This window comes from Flectobacillus major DSM 103, from assembly GCF_000427405.1.
GTDB classification, from domain to species: domain Bacteria; phylum Bacteroidota; class Bacteroidia; order Cytophagales; family Spirosomataceae; genus Flectobacillus; species Flectobacillus major.
This window is the reverse complement of the sequence record NZ_KE386491.1, coordinates 665,505-682,946: the sequence shown is the minus strand read 5'-3', so window position 1 is coordinate 682,946 and position 17,442 is coordinate 665,505. Positions and strand designations below refer to the sequence as shown.

Sequence of the window (17,442 nt, the reverse complement as noted above, 5' to 3'; positions counted from 1 at the left end):
TGTATATAAATGCGTTAACTACCAACTCACCCATTTGTTTATTAACTTACTAGAACATATTTTTCTTTCTCATTTGCGAGCTTAATCCACGCATATTGTAGGTGTAGCTCAGCATAAAATAACGAGAAAGTGTACGGGTTTGGTCGATAGTAACAAAGTTTTGGAAAGCACTTTGGTTTACGCCTAGGTTTTTCTTAAATACATCGTAGGCTGTTAAGCGAATTTCAGATCTTTTAGATTTACCCAAAAACTTATACAGTGCTAAATTCAAAATAGGCAAATCCTGCGTAAATCCTCGTGTTTCATTTTTATATACACGATAGTTAAGATTAGAAGCAAAATAGAATTCTTTGCCAAAATTAAAGTTCATCTCGCCACCATATTGGTTATTATAAATGGTTTGGTTTGGAGCAGTCGGTAGTTCATAACTTGTTTTGGTCAAGCCTAAAGAGGCATTTCCATAAAAAGTGAACTTATCGCTAGGCGTAAACGATAATCTCATGCCAATACTTCCCGAATTGGTATTAGTTTTATTCAATACCGAATTGATATAAATTGGGTTTTGAGCCAAATTAAAGTTGGCATTGATATTAAGAGTACTCACGGTTTTCTTGAGCGGAACACCAAAGCCAACGTATCCGTTATAAGTTGTACCACCCGACAAATTGGTAGGTTTTGTCAAAATAACACCATTGTCGCCAATTGTCTGGTTATAAACCACTTGGTTTATATTGTAGTTATACGAAAGGTTGGCATATAAGTTGGTAAAACTAGCTGGGTTAAACATATTGTAACCCGCCGAAATAGTATGCTGAATACTTGGCAACAAATCAGGATTACCGACCCTCAAGTACAATGGATTGCTGTTATCTACAATAGGCTGTAAGTCACGTACAGAAGGCTCACGGGTATTTTTGTCATAATCAATAAACAAATAACGGTTGTTTTTCAAATCCCAGTTAATACCTATTTTCGGGATCCATGTAAAATAGTTGAGGTTGATATTGGCAAGGTTAGCCGAGTTTTCGCTTCTACGGAAATCTCCTTTTAAATTAAATTGCTGAGCTGCAAGACCAACCGTAATATTCATTCCCTTATTTGAATAGCGAATGCTTGAACCCAAACGATTATACATCAAATCGTTGGTATAATAACGGCTCAAGCTATCGTTTCTAACGGGGCCAGTATCTTGTCTGTCCAATAAATCACGGTTTACGCTATTGTTTTGAATGCTAAAATTATAGAACGATTCCCAATAGAATATTTTCGATAAAGGTTCTACAAAAAACAAGCTTGATTTAACTTGTTTTTTATTTGAAAGGTTATCATTGATTTGGTCGATAGCTACAATAGAATCGTTCAGAGTTGTGGCATTATAAAGCTTATTGATAGAACGCTGGTTGGCATTGCCATCGGATTTTAAGAGACTATAACCTGCACTAGCAGAAAAACTACGTCCTTTTTTAGCAAACTTATGTCTGAAAATACCCGTACCTTGAAATGTATATGAATCAAAAATATTGCTATTATTAATATTGGTTTGACGAGGGATAATACTATTTTGTACCAATAATTGTTGCAAGATATTGCTAAACTGAGAAGCATTTCCTCTTGAATACTTACCATTTCCAATCAAAACGAGGGTATTGAGGGTGTCGAGGGTTTTCTCAAAACGAAGGCTCATTCTATGGTTAGCATTGAAATTGACCTGATTGGTAGTATCGGCAGAATTGAGGGATTTTTCTTGAAAAAATCGTTGGCTCGACGAAATCTTATCTATCGTTCTTTCGGTTTGGTTAAAGTAGTAGTTAGAACTAAACTTGGTCTTTTTGGTATCATAATTATAATTGGCACCACCAGAATAGTTTTTAGAAAAACCATCACGACTACCTCCTATCGGAATCCCCAACGATTCGTCACCGTCGTCGAAAGTGATAAAACGGAAACCATTGCCCCCAAAACCAAAATCGGCTTCATCGCCCCAAGAAAATGCCTGACTTCCTCTAAAATCCTGATAATCGTCCCACGACAAGCCCGACTGATTGGTATTATTGGCATTACCAACAACAGAAAATTGGTTTTTGCTATCAAACTTATTATAATTACCTTTTATCTCACGACGGTCGTCTGTACCTATTCCTGCGGTAACTTTTCCAAAACCTCCTTTTTTATGACTTTCTTTTAATTCTAGATTAATGGTTTTTTCTTTTTTACCATCATCTACACCTGTCATTTTAGCGGCTTCGGTTTTATCATTAAATACCTGTACTTTTTGGATAGCATCGGCAGAGATATTTTTAGTAGCCTGCTTGGGGTCGCTTCCAAAAAAGCTTTTACCATCAACTGTTACTTTTTTCACTTCCATTCCTTGAGCCCTAATACTTCCGTCTTGCTCTATTTGCATACCAGGTAATTTACGCAATAAGTCCTCGACAGTCGAGCCTGGGGGTACTTTAAATGAAGCGGCATTGTATTCGATGGTGTCACCTTTAATGCTTAATGGAGCTTTGGCTGTTTTTACCACTACCTCAAAGAGTTCTTTGGTAATTGGCTTTAAAGCAAGGCTTCCCATGTCTAGCACAGCTTCGTCGGTAGGGATTACGTCTTTTTGTAATGGGATATAACTTACATACGATACCTTGAGGATATATCGCTGGCGTTTTACATTCTTGAATTCAAAAAAACCTTTGTCGTTGGAGCGACCAAAATTGACTAACGAAGAATCTTTGGGTAATAGCAACATTACCGTTGCCGATGGTAGTGGTGTTCCTGATGTATCGATGAGTGCTCCTTTTACAACAATGCGGGAGGATTGCGGTGTTTGGCTTTGGGCCACGAACATACATAGTACTAGGTAAAAGAATAGTAGAATCCTTTTCATTGATATCATGTTTAAAAGTTTAGAAAATACAAGCTGATGAATTAATGGATTGAAATAAAATCCTGGTAATCAAATAGTTATAATACACGCTTAATACTTTTAATTTAGGGGGCTTACTTATTAACTATAAATTTAGTTAATAAAATAGTATTATTCAATTGAAAGAGTTGTTTTTCTTCAAAATGTTGCAATTAATATGTTAAATAATGTTAAAGCAGATATTGATACGATTATAGATTTGACACTATATTAAACACAAAGCGAGGCTACCTTTGGGGATAGCCTCGCTTTCAATTCAACTGTATTGTTTATACCTTACCAAATTAAGTTAGATATGTTTTTCTGCATGATAACTTGATCGTACCAATGCACCAGACTCTACATACTGCAACCCTCTTCTCAAACCTTCCTCTTTGTACATCGCAAAAGTTTCGGGGTGAATCCACTCTATTACTTCATGGTGCATCTTGGTTGGCTGTAGGTATTGTCCTAGTGTAAGTACATCCAAGCCATTTTCTACCAAATCGTCCATAGCTTTGAATACCTCTTCTTTGGTTTCGCCTAAGCCTAGCATAATACCCGATTTGGTACGTTTACCAAACTCTTTAGTACGCTTAGTTTGCTCTAAACTGCGAGCATATTTGGCCTGAGGGCGTACATTTCTATAAAGGCGTTCTACCGTTTCCATGTTATGAGAAACAACCTCTTGTCCACCTTCAATCATTCGATATAGGGCATCCCAGTTGCTTTTTGTGTCTGGAATGAGGGTTTCGATAGTTGTAGTTGGCGAAACCTCTTTTACTTGAACAACTGTCTGATACCAAATTTCAGCACCTTTGTCTTTTAGTTCATCACGGTTTACAGAAGTAATCACGGCATGTTTTACGCCCATCAACTTAATCGCCTCGGCTACCCTTCTTGGTTCGTCGGCATCGTATTCGTTTGGACGGCCTGTGGCTACAGCACAGAAAGTACAAGAACGAGTACATACATTGCCAAGAATCATGAATGTAGCTGTACCTGCTCCCCAGCATTCGCCCATATTGGGGCAATTGCCCGACTGGCAGATGGTGTGTAGCTTGTATTCGTCAACAATACTACGAACCTTGGCGTATTCTTTACCAATTGGTAGTTTTACTCTTAACCAATCGGGTTTTTTGTTATGCTTGGTAGCTGGTTGAGCATCAACTTTGGGTGCTACTACTGGAAGTTCTATCATTACTATATACGGGTATATCAATGAATCTTTATATTACTAAACACACAATACCCTATTTTTGATTCAACAATGTGCAAAAATACGAACTTACTTTTTCCCTCCGAAGAAAATAGTCAAATATCCAGAAGTAAATACGCTACGATTTTCAGAAAGAGCCATTATTTCGACTTTCTTGCTATAAATATCGGCTAAGAAGCCTACTTCCAAGCTAATATTACTTTGACGGAAAGCATCTAGCTCAAAGTTTAAGCCCGCCTTGATATTGATTCCTGGGGTAAACTGTAAATTACCAAAACCCTTAAAAAAACCTCCACTCCCAGCAATATTATTGATAGTATGCTTGTCGGGGTCGTAGGCTTCGCTTAGCAAAACCCCTCTTCCATAGTATACATCTACATAATAAGGCTTCAAAAAACCTAGCGTTGGCCCTGCCGCTACAATACCATTTACATTGATACCACCGTCAGAGGATTTACGAAAAAGGTTGATTTCGCGACCGTACTGAGGACGCATAGCAAATAAGTAGTTCTTTTTGCCATAGGCATACCCCGAGCCATTCCCGCCTGCGTGCAAGGTGCTTTCACGGTAACTATCAACATTCACTACTTCTAAATTAAAATAATGAAACTGTCTTCTAGCAGCATTATTGTCTATTAATATTTCTTTGCGAAGCATAATACCTCCCAACAAGCCAGAATTGGTATTGGTGGTAACACCAAATGAAAATACAGAGTTATAGTTTTCTTCGTCTATCTCAGACTTTACTTTGTTAGAAGCTGTCGATGAAGAAGATTTGGCAGGAGTGTTTTTACGCTGTGCTGTACCCGAAAATGTCGACAACAAAGCGAGTAATAAAAATGCGAGTAGTTGAGTATTTTTTTTCACGATAGACCTACAATTTTTCATAAAAATACGGAATCCAAAATGATTTCCGTAATTTTAAATAGCTTTTAGAAAAAGGATTTATTTCGACATAGAGGGTTTATGTTATTCTCTGAATAATAAATCAGGCTTTTGTCATGAGAAATAGCTAAACCTAATAGCAATACGAATTAAGTAGAAAATTATTTTTATTCCTGTATTATTTTCGCTAAAAACAATTTTATACTACTATCATTAAACCTAAAAATCGTAAAATGCCAACAGTAAAAACAACCTACTTAGGTGACCTTCGCACAGAATCAACACACTTGCAGTCTGGAAACCAATTAATTACGGATGCCCCAACCGACAACATGGGAAAAGGAGAAGCCTTCTCTCCTACCGATTTGTTGGCTACTGCTACAGGTACTTGTATGCTTACAACTATGGCTATTGTAGCACAACGAGATGGTATCGAGTTGGCGGGGTCGGAAGTAGAAGTAACCAAAATTATGAGTTCAACGCCTCCTCGTCGTGTAGCTCGTTTGGAAATATTCCTAAAAATGAAAGCTAATGTTGTTTTGAGTCCTGAACAAATTCAGAAATTAGACCGAACTGCTCATACCTGCCCAGTGGCACTTAGCTTGCACCCTGATGTAGAACAAGTAGTAAGTATTGAGTGGCTATCATAGCCCATGAAGCTACTGATTAGTAAGTAATATTTACACTTACGGGGTACTCGAAAGTAGCAATCTGATTATAACATCGCTTGGGGTCATTTATAATATAACCCAAAGGCACAAAGTGTTGAGTTGTTAGGTTAATATTTGCCAACAACTCAACACTTTGTGCCTACTATATTATACTGAAGCAGCAATATCGGCAAAGCTGATTTCAAAATGTGTAGCCGAATATACGCAATCGCCATTTTGAATCACTAATATTTGAGGAGATTGATGTTCGACACCAAACTTTTCCGCAACCTCGTTTGAAATAGGTCTATTGGCTATCAAATCCAAATAATAAGGTTTCAAACTTCCTACCTCTTCTTGCTTCCAATTTCTCTCTAATCGATTCAACGCTGTCGATGAAATAGAACAACGAGTACTATGCTTAAATATTAATACGGGTTGGTTATACGATTCTTCTCTGATTTCTGTTAATTGGGCTTGGTCTGTCAATTGATTCCAGTTCATTTCTTTACTTTATGCTAATGTTTATGATGATTGTATGCAAGTTTGCTTTATTCAGAAACGAAATCCTGCTAAATTTGATTCAAAATTAAACGTACAATTCCATTAAACACTTGGCAAAAGTATTATATAACCTTTCTATTTACTTGTATCAATGGGTAATTGGCTTGGTAAGCCCCTTTAATAAGAAGGCAAAAAACTGGATAGACGGCCGCCAGAATATCTTTGAGCATATAGAATCGGCACTTCACAAAGCACAATCCGAGCAGCCAACACCACTTGCTGTGGCGTGGTTTCACTGTGCCAGTTTGGGCGAATTTGAACAAGGTCGCCCTGTTATTGAGGCTTTCAAAAAAGAATATCCCAACTTCAAGATTTTCCTTACCTTCTTTTCTCCTTCAGGATACGAAGTGCGTAAAAATTATGCAGAAGCTGATTTTATTTTTTACTTACCGTCCGACACCCCTGCTAATGCAAATAGATTTGTACAATTGGTAAACCCCAAAATAGCCTTTTTTGTCAAATACGAATTTTGGTATAATTATTTGCATACCTTACACCAAAAGGGCATTCCGGCGGTATCTTTCTCGGCTATATTTCGTCCAAATCAGATTTTCTTCAAAAGTTATGGTCAGTTCAATCGTGATATTTTACATTTTTTTAGTCATATCTTTGTTCAAAATACCCTTTCAGAATCGTTATTAAGAAGCATTGGAGTTACACAAATTAGTATAGGAGGCGATACCCGTTTTGATAGAGTAAAGCAAATTGCAGATGCTAAAAAAGATATTCCGATAGCCGAAAAATTTAAAGCAGGACAAAAAATCCTAATTATAGGCTCGTGCTGGCATCAAGACTTTACGGTATTGTATCCATTTATCAATCGCTTTGGGCATGACCTAAAGGTTATTATTGCCCCACACGAAATACATCGAGATGAAATTGCCAAATGGCAACAACAATTACAGCATTCGAGTGTGCTGTACTCTGAGGCACTCAATGGCAAAGACCCTAGCCAAGCTCAGGTCTTGATTATTGATAATATCGGAATGTTGTCATCCTTGTACCAATACGCCGAATTTGCATGGATTGGTGGAGCGTATGGCAAAGGACTGCATAATACCCTCGAAGCAGCTACTTTTGGGCTACCTATTTTCTTTGGAAATAAGGTTTATACCAAATTTCAAGAAGCTCTTGATTTGATAGCCATTGAAGGAGCAATGGCCATCGACAACACAAATGATTTTGAGAAGTATTTTATGCCACTATTCCAGCAAGACAAGCTCAGAGAAGATAAATCAAAAAGAATTATCGCATTTGTAGAGCAAAATTTAGGAAGTACACAGCAAGTCATCAACTACATAAAAACATTGGGTATCAACCCGCCTACTCAATCACCCCAATCATTATGAATAAAGGTTTAATCATTCGTTCAACAGGCTCTTGGTATGAGGTTTTGGCAGAAAATAAGCACGTTTGGCAATGCCGATTAAAAGGGAAATTTAAGATAAAGGGCTTACAAACATCCAATCCTTTGGCTGTAGGCGACCGTGTAAAGTTTGATATAGAAGATACCGTTGAAAACACCGGTATTATTTATGAAATAGAACAACGTGAAAACTATATTATCCGAAAATCTGTCCATAAAACAGCACAAGGGCATATTCTGGCTGCTAATCTTGACCAAGCCGTTATTATCGTAACCCTCAATTATCCAAGAACATCACTTGGATTTATCGACCGTTTTTTGGTAAGTGCCGAGTCGTTCAGAATACCCACTACCATTGTTTTTAATAAAATAGATTTGCTTTCGGAAGATGAAAAAGACCAACTAGCCGACTTGGCAGCTTTGTATGAATCAATAGGCTATCCTTGTATTTTTACGTCGGTCGTTGATAATATTGGTATTGGTGCATTCAAAGACTTATTAACAGACAAAATCTCTTTGATTTCGGGGCATTCGGGCGTTGGAAAATCTTCGTTGGTCAACAAAATTGCTCCAAGCCTAGACCTCCGCACTTCGGAAATATCTAATTTTGCCAACAAAGGCGTGCATACCACTACATTTGCAACTATGTTTGAAATTGCAGAGAATTCATTCATTATAGATACTCCAGGTATCAAAGAATTAGGATTGATTGATATTGAGAAAGAAGAATTATCCCATTTTTTCCCCGAAATGCGAGCATTGTTAGGCCAATGCAAATTCCATAATTGTAAACATCTCAACGAACCCAAATGTGCCGTGCTAGAAGCCGTAGCAGAAGGTACTATTGCCGAAACTCGCTATATGAGCTATTTGAGTATGATGGACAACGACGACAATAGAAGATAATACCATATAATTAAGATTACAACTAAACAAAATATAACGAATGAAACTTTGGGGTATTGATTTGGGAGGAACCAAAATCGAATGTGCAGTGCTCGATAGCAACAACCATTTGGCCGTAATTACACGCAGAAGACTCCCTACCGAAGCAGATAAAGGCTACGAACACATTTTATCACAAATCAAAAAATTAGTTGACATAGTAAGTGAAGAGCTTGGCGAACAACCTACCAAACTTGGATTTGCAACCCCGGGAGTCCTTGACCCAGCTACCCAAACCATGAAAAACTGTAATACAGTTTGTATGAATGGAAAACCAATGCACCAAGATTTGGAAGCTATTTTGCAAGTTCCTGTAAAACTGGCCAACGATGCCAACTGCTTTGCCCTTGCTGAGGCATTGATGGGAGCTGGCAAACACTACCCTGATGCCGAAGTCGTATTTGGGGTAATTATGGGCACTGGTGTTGGCGGTGGCCTAGTAGTTCATGGTAAAGTAATTGGTGGACAACACGGTATTGGTGGTGAATGGGGGCATAATATCCTTGAAGAAAATGGTGAACCTTGCTACTGTGGCAAGGCCGGATGTGTAGAAAAAGTTATTGCTGGGCCAGCCCTCGAAAAATATTATGCTGAACATTCGGGCAATACCTTAAAACTAAAAGAGATACTCGACCGCCATTTGGCTGGTATCGATGAGTTGGCTACCGCTACTATCGAACGTCTTTTAGAATATTACGGCCGAGCCATCTCCACGCTTACCAATGTTATCGACCCCAACCTTATTGTTATTGGCGGCGGCGTTGGCAATATTGATTTGCTTTATACAGAAGGCTACGAAAGAATTAAGAAATATATTTTTAACGACAAAAAAATCACTACTCCTATCGTAAAACCAGTATTGGGCGATAGTGCAGGCGTATTTGGTGCAGCTTTGTTATAATCAAAGCTTGTAAAAGCACAAAAAAAGCGTTTAGGACATCCTAAACGCTTTTTTTATATTCGTCAAACCTAATTATTTGCCATTTGTAAGCAATTGGAAGAATTGATCCAATTTAGGAGTTACGATGATTTCAGTTCTACGGTTCAACTTGCGACCAGCAGCGTTGTCGTTTGATTCTTTAGGAGAAAACTCAGAACGACCACCAGCAGTCATACGCTCAGGAGCTACACTGAATTTAGTTTGAAGCAAACGAACTACAGAAGTTGCACGCTTAGCACTCAAATCCCAGTTATCTTTCACACAATCAGTAGCGATAGGTACACTGTCAGTATGACCTTCTACTAAGATATCTAGCTCTTTGTGGTCATTTACCACTTTAGCTACTTTCTCTAACACAGCTTCAGCTTTTGCGTTGATATCAGATGAACCAGAACGGAACAACATTTTGTCCGAGATAGAGATGTAAACTACACCTTTTTTCACTTCTACAGTTACATCATCATCGTTAACGTCAGCCAATGAACGCTTCAAGCTCATTACTAAAGCCAAGTTGATAGAGTCTTTGCGTTGGATAGACGAGTTCAAGTTTTGGATATATTTGCTTTGGTCGTTCAAAGCCTCCAATGATTTCTTGATACTCTCAGCACCAGACTTACTTACTACCGATAAGTCAGACAAACGGTCTAACAAGTTAGTGTTTGTTCTTTTCAAGTAATCTACTTGGTCTTGCAAGTCTTTTAATTGCTTAGATTTCAAAGACAACTCGCCATCTTTATTTTGTAAATCGGCACGTAAGTCAGCAAATCTTTTTTCACAGTCAGCTACGTCTGATCTCAATTTTGCAAGAGCTTCGTCTCTGCTCTTTTCGAGGTCAACAATTTTAGCCTGAGCTTCAGCAAATTTTTTCTTGCTTACACAAGACGATACTAAGGGTAGTAACGCGATAAATAAAACTAACTTTTTCATAATAAAAATTGATGTTAAATGTACAAAAGCAATGCTTTTATTAAGGTCGGATAAATTTACAAAACCTTTTTTTAGATTCTAACCATGTTTACCCTGATTTTATTGTGTTTTTATTTGAAAGACAAAATTCGTGAAAACTCTTTAATTTTTCTTCTTTTATGCTAAAGCAATACACAAAACTTTTGCTAAATTATTGGTTTACAAGTAAATAGAATCACATATTTTTTCTTTTTTTTAGAACGTTATACAATTCAGTTGTATTGTTATAAAAATCCTTAAAATAGTATTAGAATGTTGATTATTGATTTTTCAAAATTTTATCCTTATCCTAAATTTTTGGAGTTTAAACTTTTCTTGAAAGCCTCCCGTTATTCTTTGAAATACTACAAAACCCTCATCAACTACCATGTCACATTTATTTTCTCCTCTTCAAATAAGAGACATAACTACTAAAAATAGGATTGTTGTATCTCCTATGTGTCAGTACTCGGCCATCAATGGCCTCGCCAATGATTGGCACTTTAGCCACTTAGCTACCCGAGCCGTAGGCGGAGCAGGGATCGTTTTTACCGAAGCGGTTGCAGTTACACCCGAGGGGCGAATCACCCCAAGCGACTTGGGGCTTTGGCACGACGCTCAGATAGCTCCTCTTCAACGTATTACCGATTTTATCGCTCAACGAGGAGCTATACCTGCTATTCAGCTAGCTCATGCTGGACACAAAGCTGGTTCTGCCGAGCCTTGGAACGGAGGCAAACACCTGGCCACACAACAAGGTGGCTGGCTACCCATTGCAGCAAGTCCGTATCTACTAGATACTGGTGTGTCGGCTCAACAAGCAAGCCTCGACGACATTGAGCAAATTATTATTGATTTTGGCAACACCACCCGCAGGGCTATCGAAGCAGGCTTTCAAATTATCGAAGTTCATGCCGCACATGGTTATTTGCTTAACGGCTTTTTGTCACCTATTGTTAATCAGCGAACCGATGAATATGGCGGTAGCTTTGACAACAGAGTACGATTATTGATTAGAGTATTACGAGAAGTCCGAAAAAATATGCCTATCAACTACCCTCTTTTTGTCAGAATTTCTGCTAGTGATTGGTTAGAAAATGGCTGGAAACTTGAAGATTCAGTACAACTGGCACAGTTATTAGCACTCGAAAACGTCGATTTGGTAGATTGTTCTTCGGGTGGATTGGCACCAGCAACGGCTATTTCAGTAGGGCCTAACTACCAAGTTCCTTTTGCAGAAGCCATCAAAAAACATACAAATTTGCTAACGGGAGCAGTAGGTATGATTACCACAGCACAACAAGCCGAAGCAATACTCAGCAACCAACAAGCCGACCTTATCTTTATGGCACGTGAGTTATTGCGCAACCCTTATTTTCCACTTCAAGCGGCACAACAATTACAAGAAAACATTAATTGGCCCATACAATACCAAAGAGCTAAACCTAAATACTAATCAGCTTATTTTTTATTGGGAGAAATAATGAAGAATATTTGAATTACTTATGCTATTTTTTATCTTTGTTTAAATATCAGACGTATATTTTTCTGCACGAAAATATATTATTCTGAGCTTATCTGTAATGACTAGGTGAAACCACTATTTTTATCTGCAACATAAACGTAGAAGTCTCCTTTTTTATTTACAAAAAAAACAAGTAAAAAGCCAATAAAAAGGGTTGAGGTTCAATCTGCACATTGAGCATCCACTCTTTTTATTGGCTACAAAATTACCTTTTTGAGCATTTGTTACTGGTTGAATTCTGCACAATTCTATTCCTGTAGTATATGCTCAGTGTTTTTGTGTGCTTTGAAGGGAACACAAAAACGGATTGCTATTTTGATTATCAAACTTTGCTCCTAACTTATGAAAAACGTAGCCGTTCGCTTTGTTCCTCAAAGCTGTACTTTGGGCATATTTGTGTTTTTGCCTAAAGCCGAGTTTTTGAATGATTTTTCACTAGAAACATGTTCAAAAATCGTACCAAAACAGCTTTTCTTGCTTATATTATTTTGTGGAATTGTATTATTCTCACAAAAGGTATCGAGCCAGCATCTCGACAACCTTATATCATTGGCATCATGGAAATGCTCTCCTATGAAATCTTTAAAAGCATTGGTAACTGGCAATAGCAATACTATATCGCTGAATCCTAATGGTTTCCAGAATTATTATCATGTATGGCAAGATATAAAAATTGAAGCTGGACAAATATACCACATTAACTTACAGGCTCAATCTACTTCTAATGAAGCCGCTGTAGGATATGAATTTTATGATAATTCAGGACAATTACTTACCAAAAAAATCACTCCTATAACACCGTCTTCAACACTTCAAGCTCATAGCTTTTCAGCTATAAAAGCTCCCAAAAATGCCGTTACCGCCCGATTAGTAGCCTCTACCTTTGGAGCATCGTTACAATTAGAAAATATCTCAATTACTCAATCTGCGGTCAGCAATAACCTATTTCAAGACTTAATAAGCATAGAGCTTTACCCCAATCCGAGTAGTACGAATGTAACCGTAAAAATTAAAAAAGATAATTTTACCGATACCAACATCACTGGTTTGTCTGTTATTGGCTTAGATGGTTCTGTGCATTTGAGTCAAACCGTTAGTCAGACCGACGAAATAACTATCTCGGTACAAGAACTCAATGCTGGTCTGTATTTTGTAAAACTCAATCAGGAAAATGGCGATACTATTACTAAAAAATTAGTAGTATATCATTAGTTCTAAATTACGAATGGTCACAGCCACGGGATAGTTGTTAGCACTTTAAGGAATGGTGAGCTAATAAGTTTTGCCTAATACGATTTGATGGGTAATAGGCCTTCTTGACGGTATTTTTCTACTTCAAATATCTGATACTGTAGTTTGTCAATTGGCATATTTTCAGGAAAAAGTGTGTCTTTTAGATTCGTCAAAAACTTATCTTTATCCTTACTATAATTTTGAAAACCTACTTGAATGGCCATTAAAAAGGTACGGTAAGAGTCGCCAAAAGCTTGGTCTAAATAGGCATCATAGATATCCAATTGCTTGACAGCTTCAAGCTGTTCTGGGGCATAATTACTACCCATCATAGTAGTTTCCAAAAACATCATAGACTGGTGGTTGCTAGATGTATAAAACCCTAACCAACAGTGACTTGGCGTGGTTACAATCAACGGGTGGATACTCATTCTGTACAAAATAGAGGCAAATAGTACTGTGCCATCAACACAATTGGCTTGTTGGGTACGCAAAGCCTCGGAAGGCATACGAACAAACTGATGTAATGTGAGTGGAAATTTCGTAGGAGCATTGTTTGAAGAAGTTAAACTACTGTACTTTACACCACGTTGACGTAAAATATGCCATACCCCAAACAACTGCTTTATTACGTCTTTGGCATTATTGGTTTGATAGCCCGTAATACTATTGACAATTTTGGTTCGCATAAGCTCTGGCAATAGCTCATTGGTAATAACAGGATGGTTCTCGTTGATATATGCCGCATACATAAAGTTCATATCATGCACCACACCTGTACGATGAACAAACGCAAACGGACAATCATTGATACTTCTTACGGTAACTACCCGTATTTCTTTAGCCTTCAATACATCATTGACATACACCGAAAAACTTACATTGACAGGGAAAGGCTGAGTAACATTGGAGAGGACATCCCAGCGGTAGGCTATTTCAGGAAAAATCTCATATTGTGAACTTTTGCCATTGAGATGAACCGAGTACGAACTTGTTTCCATGATTTGAGGGCACTCTATCACAACTTTTACATTGGCAGGACCTAAACGTAAATAAGTGATATCAATACCAAACTGACCTTCGCTATCGCCAAAATATGTTTTTTTGTCAATGGGAGTATTTGTATCCTTCAAATAATTACGAGTAGAATTGGCCCAAACATACGACGGATATAACTTATTATCCATTTCTACAACAGGCTTCCAAAATACACCATTAGAATCATCCTTGGTTTGCCCCAAGCTACTTGTTAAGGCAAAACACAGTAATACAAAAGCTAATATCAATTTGTTCATACTTGCCGTTATTTATGTCCAACAAGTTACAAGAAATTTCAGCTATATTCAACAAAAAATAAGGCGATTGCCTTTTCAGACAATCGCCTTGTATATTTCATACAATCAGTTGAAACTAAGCCAATGAAGAGTTCATTACTTCAGTTTGTTTTCTGATAGATTCCAAGTGAACAAGCTTGAACAATTCTTCTACGAATTCGGCATATAAACCTAGGCCAGAAGCTTGTTTAGCACGGTCAGCGTGTAATTGTTTCCAACGGTCAAGTTGCAATACAGCTACATTGTTATCACGTTTGTATTCGCCTAGTTTTTCAACAACTGCCATACGAGCCGCCAAAACCTCCATCAATTCACGGTCGATATTGTCGATTTTAGCACGTAGAGCCGTCAACTCATCAGCAAATTCAACGCCATAATTAGCTTTACGAACTTCTAGTTCACGCAACATTTCGCCCAAAGCCTCAGGTGTTAATTGTTGAGAAGCATCAGACCAAGCTTTATCTGGGTCGCGGTGCGTTTCAATAATCATACCATCGTAATTTAGGTCGAGGATACGTTGAGAAAGCTCCATCAACAACGAGCGTTTACCAGCCATGTGCGACGGGTCACCAATCATTGGTAATTGAGGGAACAAACGTTTCATTTCTACGGCAATCTGCCACATTGGCGAGTTGCGGTATTTAGTTTCTTGAGCATTTGAGAAACCACGGTGAATAGCACCTAATTTTTTGATACCAGCACCTTGCAAGCGTTCAAAAGCACCTACCCAAAGGGCTAAATCTGGGTTAACGGGATTTTTCACCAATACAGGAACGTCAACACCTTTCAAAGCATCGGCAATTTCTTGTACATTGAAAGGGTTTACAGTTGTTCTTGCACCAATCCACAATACATCAACACCATATTTTAAAGATAACTCGATATGTTCTGGAGTAGCTACCTCAACGGCCAAAGGCAAACCTGTTTGCTTTTTAGCCTCAACAAGCCATGGCAAAGCAGCTTCACCCATACCTTCAAAACTACCCGGACGAGTACGAGGCTTCCAAACACCTGCACGCATGATGTGTGCAAAACCTTCAGCTTTGATTCGGTTAGCGGTTTCAAGCACTTGTTCTTCAGTTTCAGCAGAACAAGGACCTGCAATAATTAAGGGCTTGCCGTCAGTATTAATCCATTCCTGCATCGGCACTACGTCTAAATTTGCGTTCATTGGCAAACAGTATTAATTCAAGTAAAAAAATTTATTAAAATCCTTAACTATCAAAGGGGTAATATGTTTAGGTGTAATTTTTCAACTCAAAACTTGATAAATAAATTTTAATTTTATTACTTTATTTTCAGTTTTGGAGGCAAAAAGTACAAATAAAAAAAAATCCTACCCCAAATGTATTTTTGTATTATTCTAATATACTATATTTGCACGTTTTAAATAATTTCAAAACATTTAACACATCAATAATAGCCTTTAGCTATTTTTTCAGAGAACAGGTTGGTTATTGAAAAATAACTACCACAATTCACTTTATTAGTCGATTTTTCGTCTTTGAACATGACTAAAATGCCAATCACACAACCGATTATGAAGGCCAATAAAATAACATTTGAGGACACTTCTATCGCATTTTCCAACAAGTCTAACTTACAATTAAGGAAGATGTATTTAATCTTCGCAAGCATGAATCAGAATTGGCTTGTAAAGTTAGGAACTTTTTTTATCAAACTCTTCATTTTTCTTCATTTTCCTATTAAAAAGCTGATAAAATCTACGGTATTCGAACAGTTTTGTGGAGGTGAAACATTGCTTGAATGCAATAAAGCCATAGAAAATTTGGACAAAGCCCATATAGGCACAATTTTGGACTATTCCGTGGAGGGTGAAGACAATGAAAGTAGTTTTGATAAAACTAGAGAGGAAATTGCCAAAACCATAGAAAAAGCACACAACAATACGGCGATTCCATTTGCTGTATTCAAAGTAACAGGTATTGGAAGTGCCGATTTACTGGAAAAAGTACAAAGTGAACTCCCACTTACTCAAGATGAATCTTTGGCTTTTGAACGTGTTCACCAAAGAATGTATGAATTATGCCAATTGGCAGCTTCTTTAAAAGTTAGAATCTTTGTAGATGCCGAGGAGTCTTGGATTCAGGATACTATTGATGCACTCACCTACGACATGATGGATAAGTTTAACCATGATGATTGTATCGTTTACAATACTTTTCAGATGTACCGAAAAGATATGTTCGACAACCTGAAAGAGGCTACTCAAGAGGCTCAGGAAAAGGGGTATTTGCTTGGGGTAAAATTGGTTCGTGGTGCCTACATGGAAAAAGAACGCCAAAGAGCCCATGAAGGTAATTATTGTGAACCTGTACACGAAAACAAGCAAAATACAGATAGAGATTTTAACTTAGCTCTTGAATTTGCAGTTGCCAACCGACAAGCTATTTCGATTTGTGTTGGTACACACAACGAGTACAGCTGCAAGTATCTCGCAGATTTGATGCAACAATACGAAATCTCTCCTACCGATAAGCATTTCTATTTTGCTCAGTTATTGGGTATGTCCGACAACATTTCTTACAATTTGGCCAATGCTGGCTATAATGTAGCCAAGTATGTTCCGTATGGCCCTGTTGAAGCTGTAATGCCATATTTGTTCCGCCGTGCTGCCGAAAACACTTCGGTTGCAGGTCAGGCAAGTCGTGAGTTTACGCTCATTAAACGTGAAATGGTAAGAAGAAAACGAGCAAAATAATCATAGATAGATGACAAAATTTATACACTAATCATCTAAAATATTTGAAACGCCACTGATGAGTTTTGTCAACGTGGCGTTTTTATTTTGTACCTTTGTGATTCTATTGATATTATGGCGTTATCATTGATAAGCGAAATGATGTCTTTATAACCAAAGTAAAGTAGGTTTCAGAAAAAGTTTACTATCCGTTTTATCCAAAACAAAAAAGCTTC

General features: G+C 37.7%; 14 protein-coding genes. 7 read left to right on the top strand and 7 right to left on the bottom strand.

Translation table 11 applies throughout. The annotated features are described in order from the left end of the window. Positions 1 to 49 precede the first annotated feature (49 nt). The 3 genes from FLEMA_RS0104675 to FLEMA_RS0104665 form a co-directional block, all read right to left on the bottom strand. On the bottom strand, positions 50 to 2,842 hold the full coding sequence (locus FLEMA_RS0104675) for an outer membrane beta-barrel protein (protein ID WP_229359350.1): 2,793 nt from the start codon (positions 2,840 to 2,842) through the stop codon (positions 50 to 52). A gap of 367 nt (positions 2,843 to 3,209) precedes the next feature. Continuing rightward, on the bottom strand, positions 3,210 to 4,100 hold the full coding sequence (lipA, locus tag FLEMA_RS0104670; RefSeq protein ID WP_026994458.1) for a lipoyl synthase: 891 nt from the start codon (positions 4,098 to 4,100) through the stop codon (positions 3,210 to 3,212). 87 nt (positions 4,101 to 4,187) lie between these two features. Next, the gene (locus FLEMA_RS0104665; protein WP_144080041.1) at positions 4,188 to 4,985 is read right to left on the bottom strand and encodes a hypothetical protein; all 798 of its coding nucleotides are present in this window, start codon (positions 4,983 to 4,985) and stop codon (positions 4,188 to 4,190) included. A 251-nt stretch (positions 4,986 to 5,236) separates the two neighbouring features. Here FLEMA_RS0104665 and FLEMA_RS0104660 point away from each other — a divergent pair, with 251 nt between their 5' ends. Then, the gene (locus FLEMA_RS0104660; protein ID WP_026994456.1) at positions 5,237 to 5,653 is read left to right on the top strand and encodes an OsmC family protein; all 417 of its coding nucleotides are present in this window, start codon (positions 5,237 to 5,239) and stop codon (positions 5,651 to 5,653) included. A 168-nt stretch (positions 5,654 to 5,821) separates the two neighbouring features. On the opposite strand, the gene ytxJ is transcribed toward FLEMA_RS0104660, so the two are convergent. After that, on the bottom strand, positions 5,822 to 6,157 hold the full coding sequence (gene ytxJ, locus FLEMA_RS0104655) for a bacillithiol system redox-active protein YtxJ (protein ID WP_026994455.1): 336 nt from the start codon (positions 6,155 to 6,157) through the stop codon (positions 5,822 to 5,824). Between the two features lie 110 nt (positions 6,158 to 6,267). On the opposite strand from ytxJ, the gene FLEMA_RS0104650 reads away from it, so the two are divergent. The 3 genes from FLEMA_RS0104650 to FLEMA_RS0104640 are packed head-to-tail and all read left to right on the top strand — an operon-like array spanning position 6,268 to position 9,429. Beyond that, the gene (locus FLEMA_RS0104650) at positions 6,268 to 7,566 is read left to right on the top strand and encodes a 3-deoxy-D-manno-octulosonic acid transferase (RefSeq protein WP_026994454.1); all 1,299 of its coding nucleotides are present in this window, start codon (positions 6,268 to 6,270) and stop codon (positions 7,564 to 7,566) included. Beyond that, the gene (rsgA, locus tag FLEMA_RS0104645) at positions 7,563 to 8,489 is read left to right on the top strand and encodes a ribosome small subunit-dependent GTPase A (RefSeq protein WP_026994453.1); all 927 of its coding nucleotides are present in this window, start codon (positions 7,563 to 7,565) and stop codon (positions 8,487 to 8,489) included. The genes FLEMA_RS0104650 and rsgA overlap by 4 nt, the downstream gene beginning before the upstream one ends. Positions 8,490 to 8,529: 40 nt before the next feature. Continuing rightward, entirely contained in the window at positions 8,530 to 9,429 is a 900-nt protein-coding gene (locus tag FLEMA_RS0104640; RefSeq protein WP_026994452.1) for an ROK family protein, read from the top strand. Positions 9,430 to 9,501: 72 nt separating this feature from the next. Here the strand turns inward: FLEMA_RS0104640 and FLEMA_RS0104635 are convergent, their stop codons facing one another. Then, on the bottom strand, positions 9,502 to 10,395 hold the full coding sequence (locus FLEMA_RS0104635; protein WP_026994451.1) for an OmpA family protein: 894 nt from the start codon (positions 10,393 to 10,395) through the stop codon (positions 9,502 to 9,504). A gap of 406 nt (positions 10,396 to 10,801) precedes the next feature. Between FLEMA_RS0104635 and FLEMA_RS0104625 the strand changes: the two genes are divergently transcribed. Together FLEMA_RS0104625 and FLEMA_RS0104620 are read left to right on the top strand one after the other, a co-directional pair. Further along, positions 10,802 to 11,869: an NADH:flavin oxidoreductase/NADH oxidase gene (locus FLEMA_RS0104625; protein WP_026994450.1), complete on the top strand. Its 1,068-nt coding sequence runs from the start codon at positions 10,802 to 10,804 to the stop codon at positions 11,867 to 11,869. A 411-nt stretch (positions 11,870 to 12,280) separates the two neighbouring features. Next, positions 12,281 to 13,150: a T9SS type A sorting domain-containing protein gene (locus FLEMA_RS0104620; RefSeq protein WP_026994449.1), complete on the top strand. Its 870-nt coding sequence runs from the start codon at positions 12,281 to 12,283 to the stop codon at positions 13,148 to 13,150. A 74-nt stretch (positions 13,151 to 13,224) separates the two neighbouring features. Here the strand turns inward: FLEMA_RS0104620 and FLEMA_RS0104615 are convergent, their stop codons facing one another. Both FLEMA_RS0104615 and FLEMA_RS0104610 read right to left on the bottom strand, forming a co-directional pair. Continuing rightward, positions 13,225 to 14,466 carry a hypothetical protein gene (locus FLEMA_RS0104615; RefSeq protein WP_026994448.1) on the bottom strand — a complete coding sequence of 414 codons (1,242 nt, stop codon included), beginning with the start codon at positions 14,464 to 14,466 and terminating at the stop codon, positions 13,225 to 13,227. A gap of 115 nt (positions 14,467 to 14,581) precedes the next feature. Next, positions 14,582 to 15,676: a chorismate mutase gene (locus FLEMA_RS0104610; RefSeq protein ID WP_026994447.1), complete on the bottom strand. Its 1,095-nt coding sequence runs from the start codon at positions 15,674 to 15,676 to the stop codon at positions 14,582 to 14,584. A gap of 348 nt (positions 15,677 to 16,024) precedes the next feature. Here FLEMA_RS0104610 and FLEMA_RS0104605 point away from each other — a divergent pair, with 348 nt between their 5' ends. Beyond that, complete coding sequence (locus FLEMA_RS0104605; protein ID WP_044174320.1) at positions 16,025 to 17,227, top strand: proline dehydrogenase family protein; 1,203 nt, start codon at positions 16,025 to 16,027, stop codon at positions 17,225 to 17,227. Positions 17,228 to 17,442: the final 215 nt, after the last annotated feature.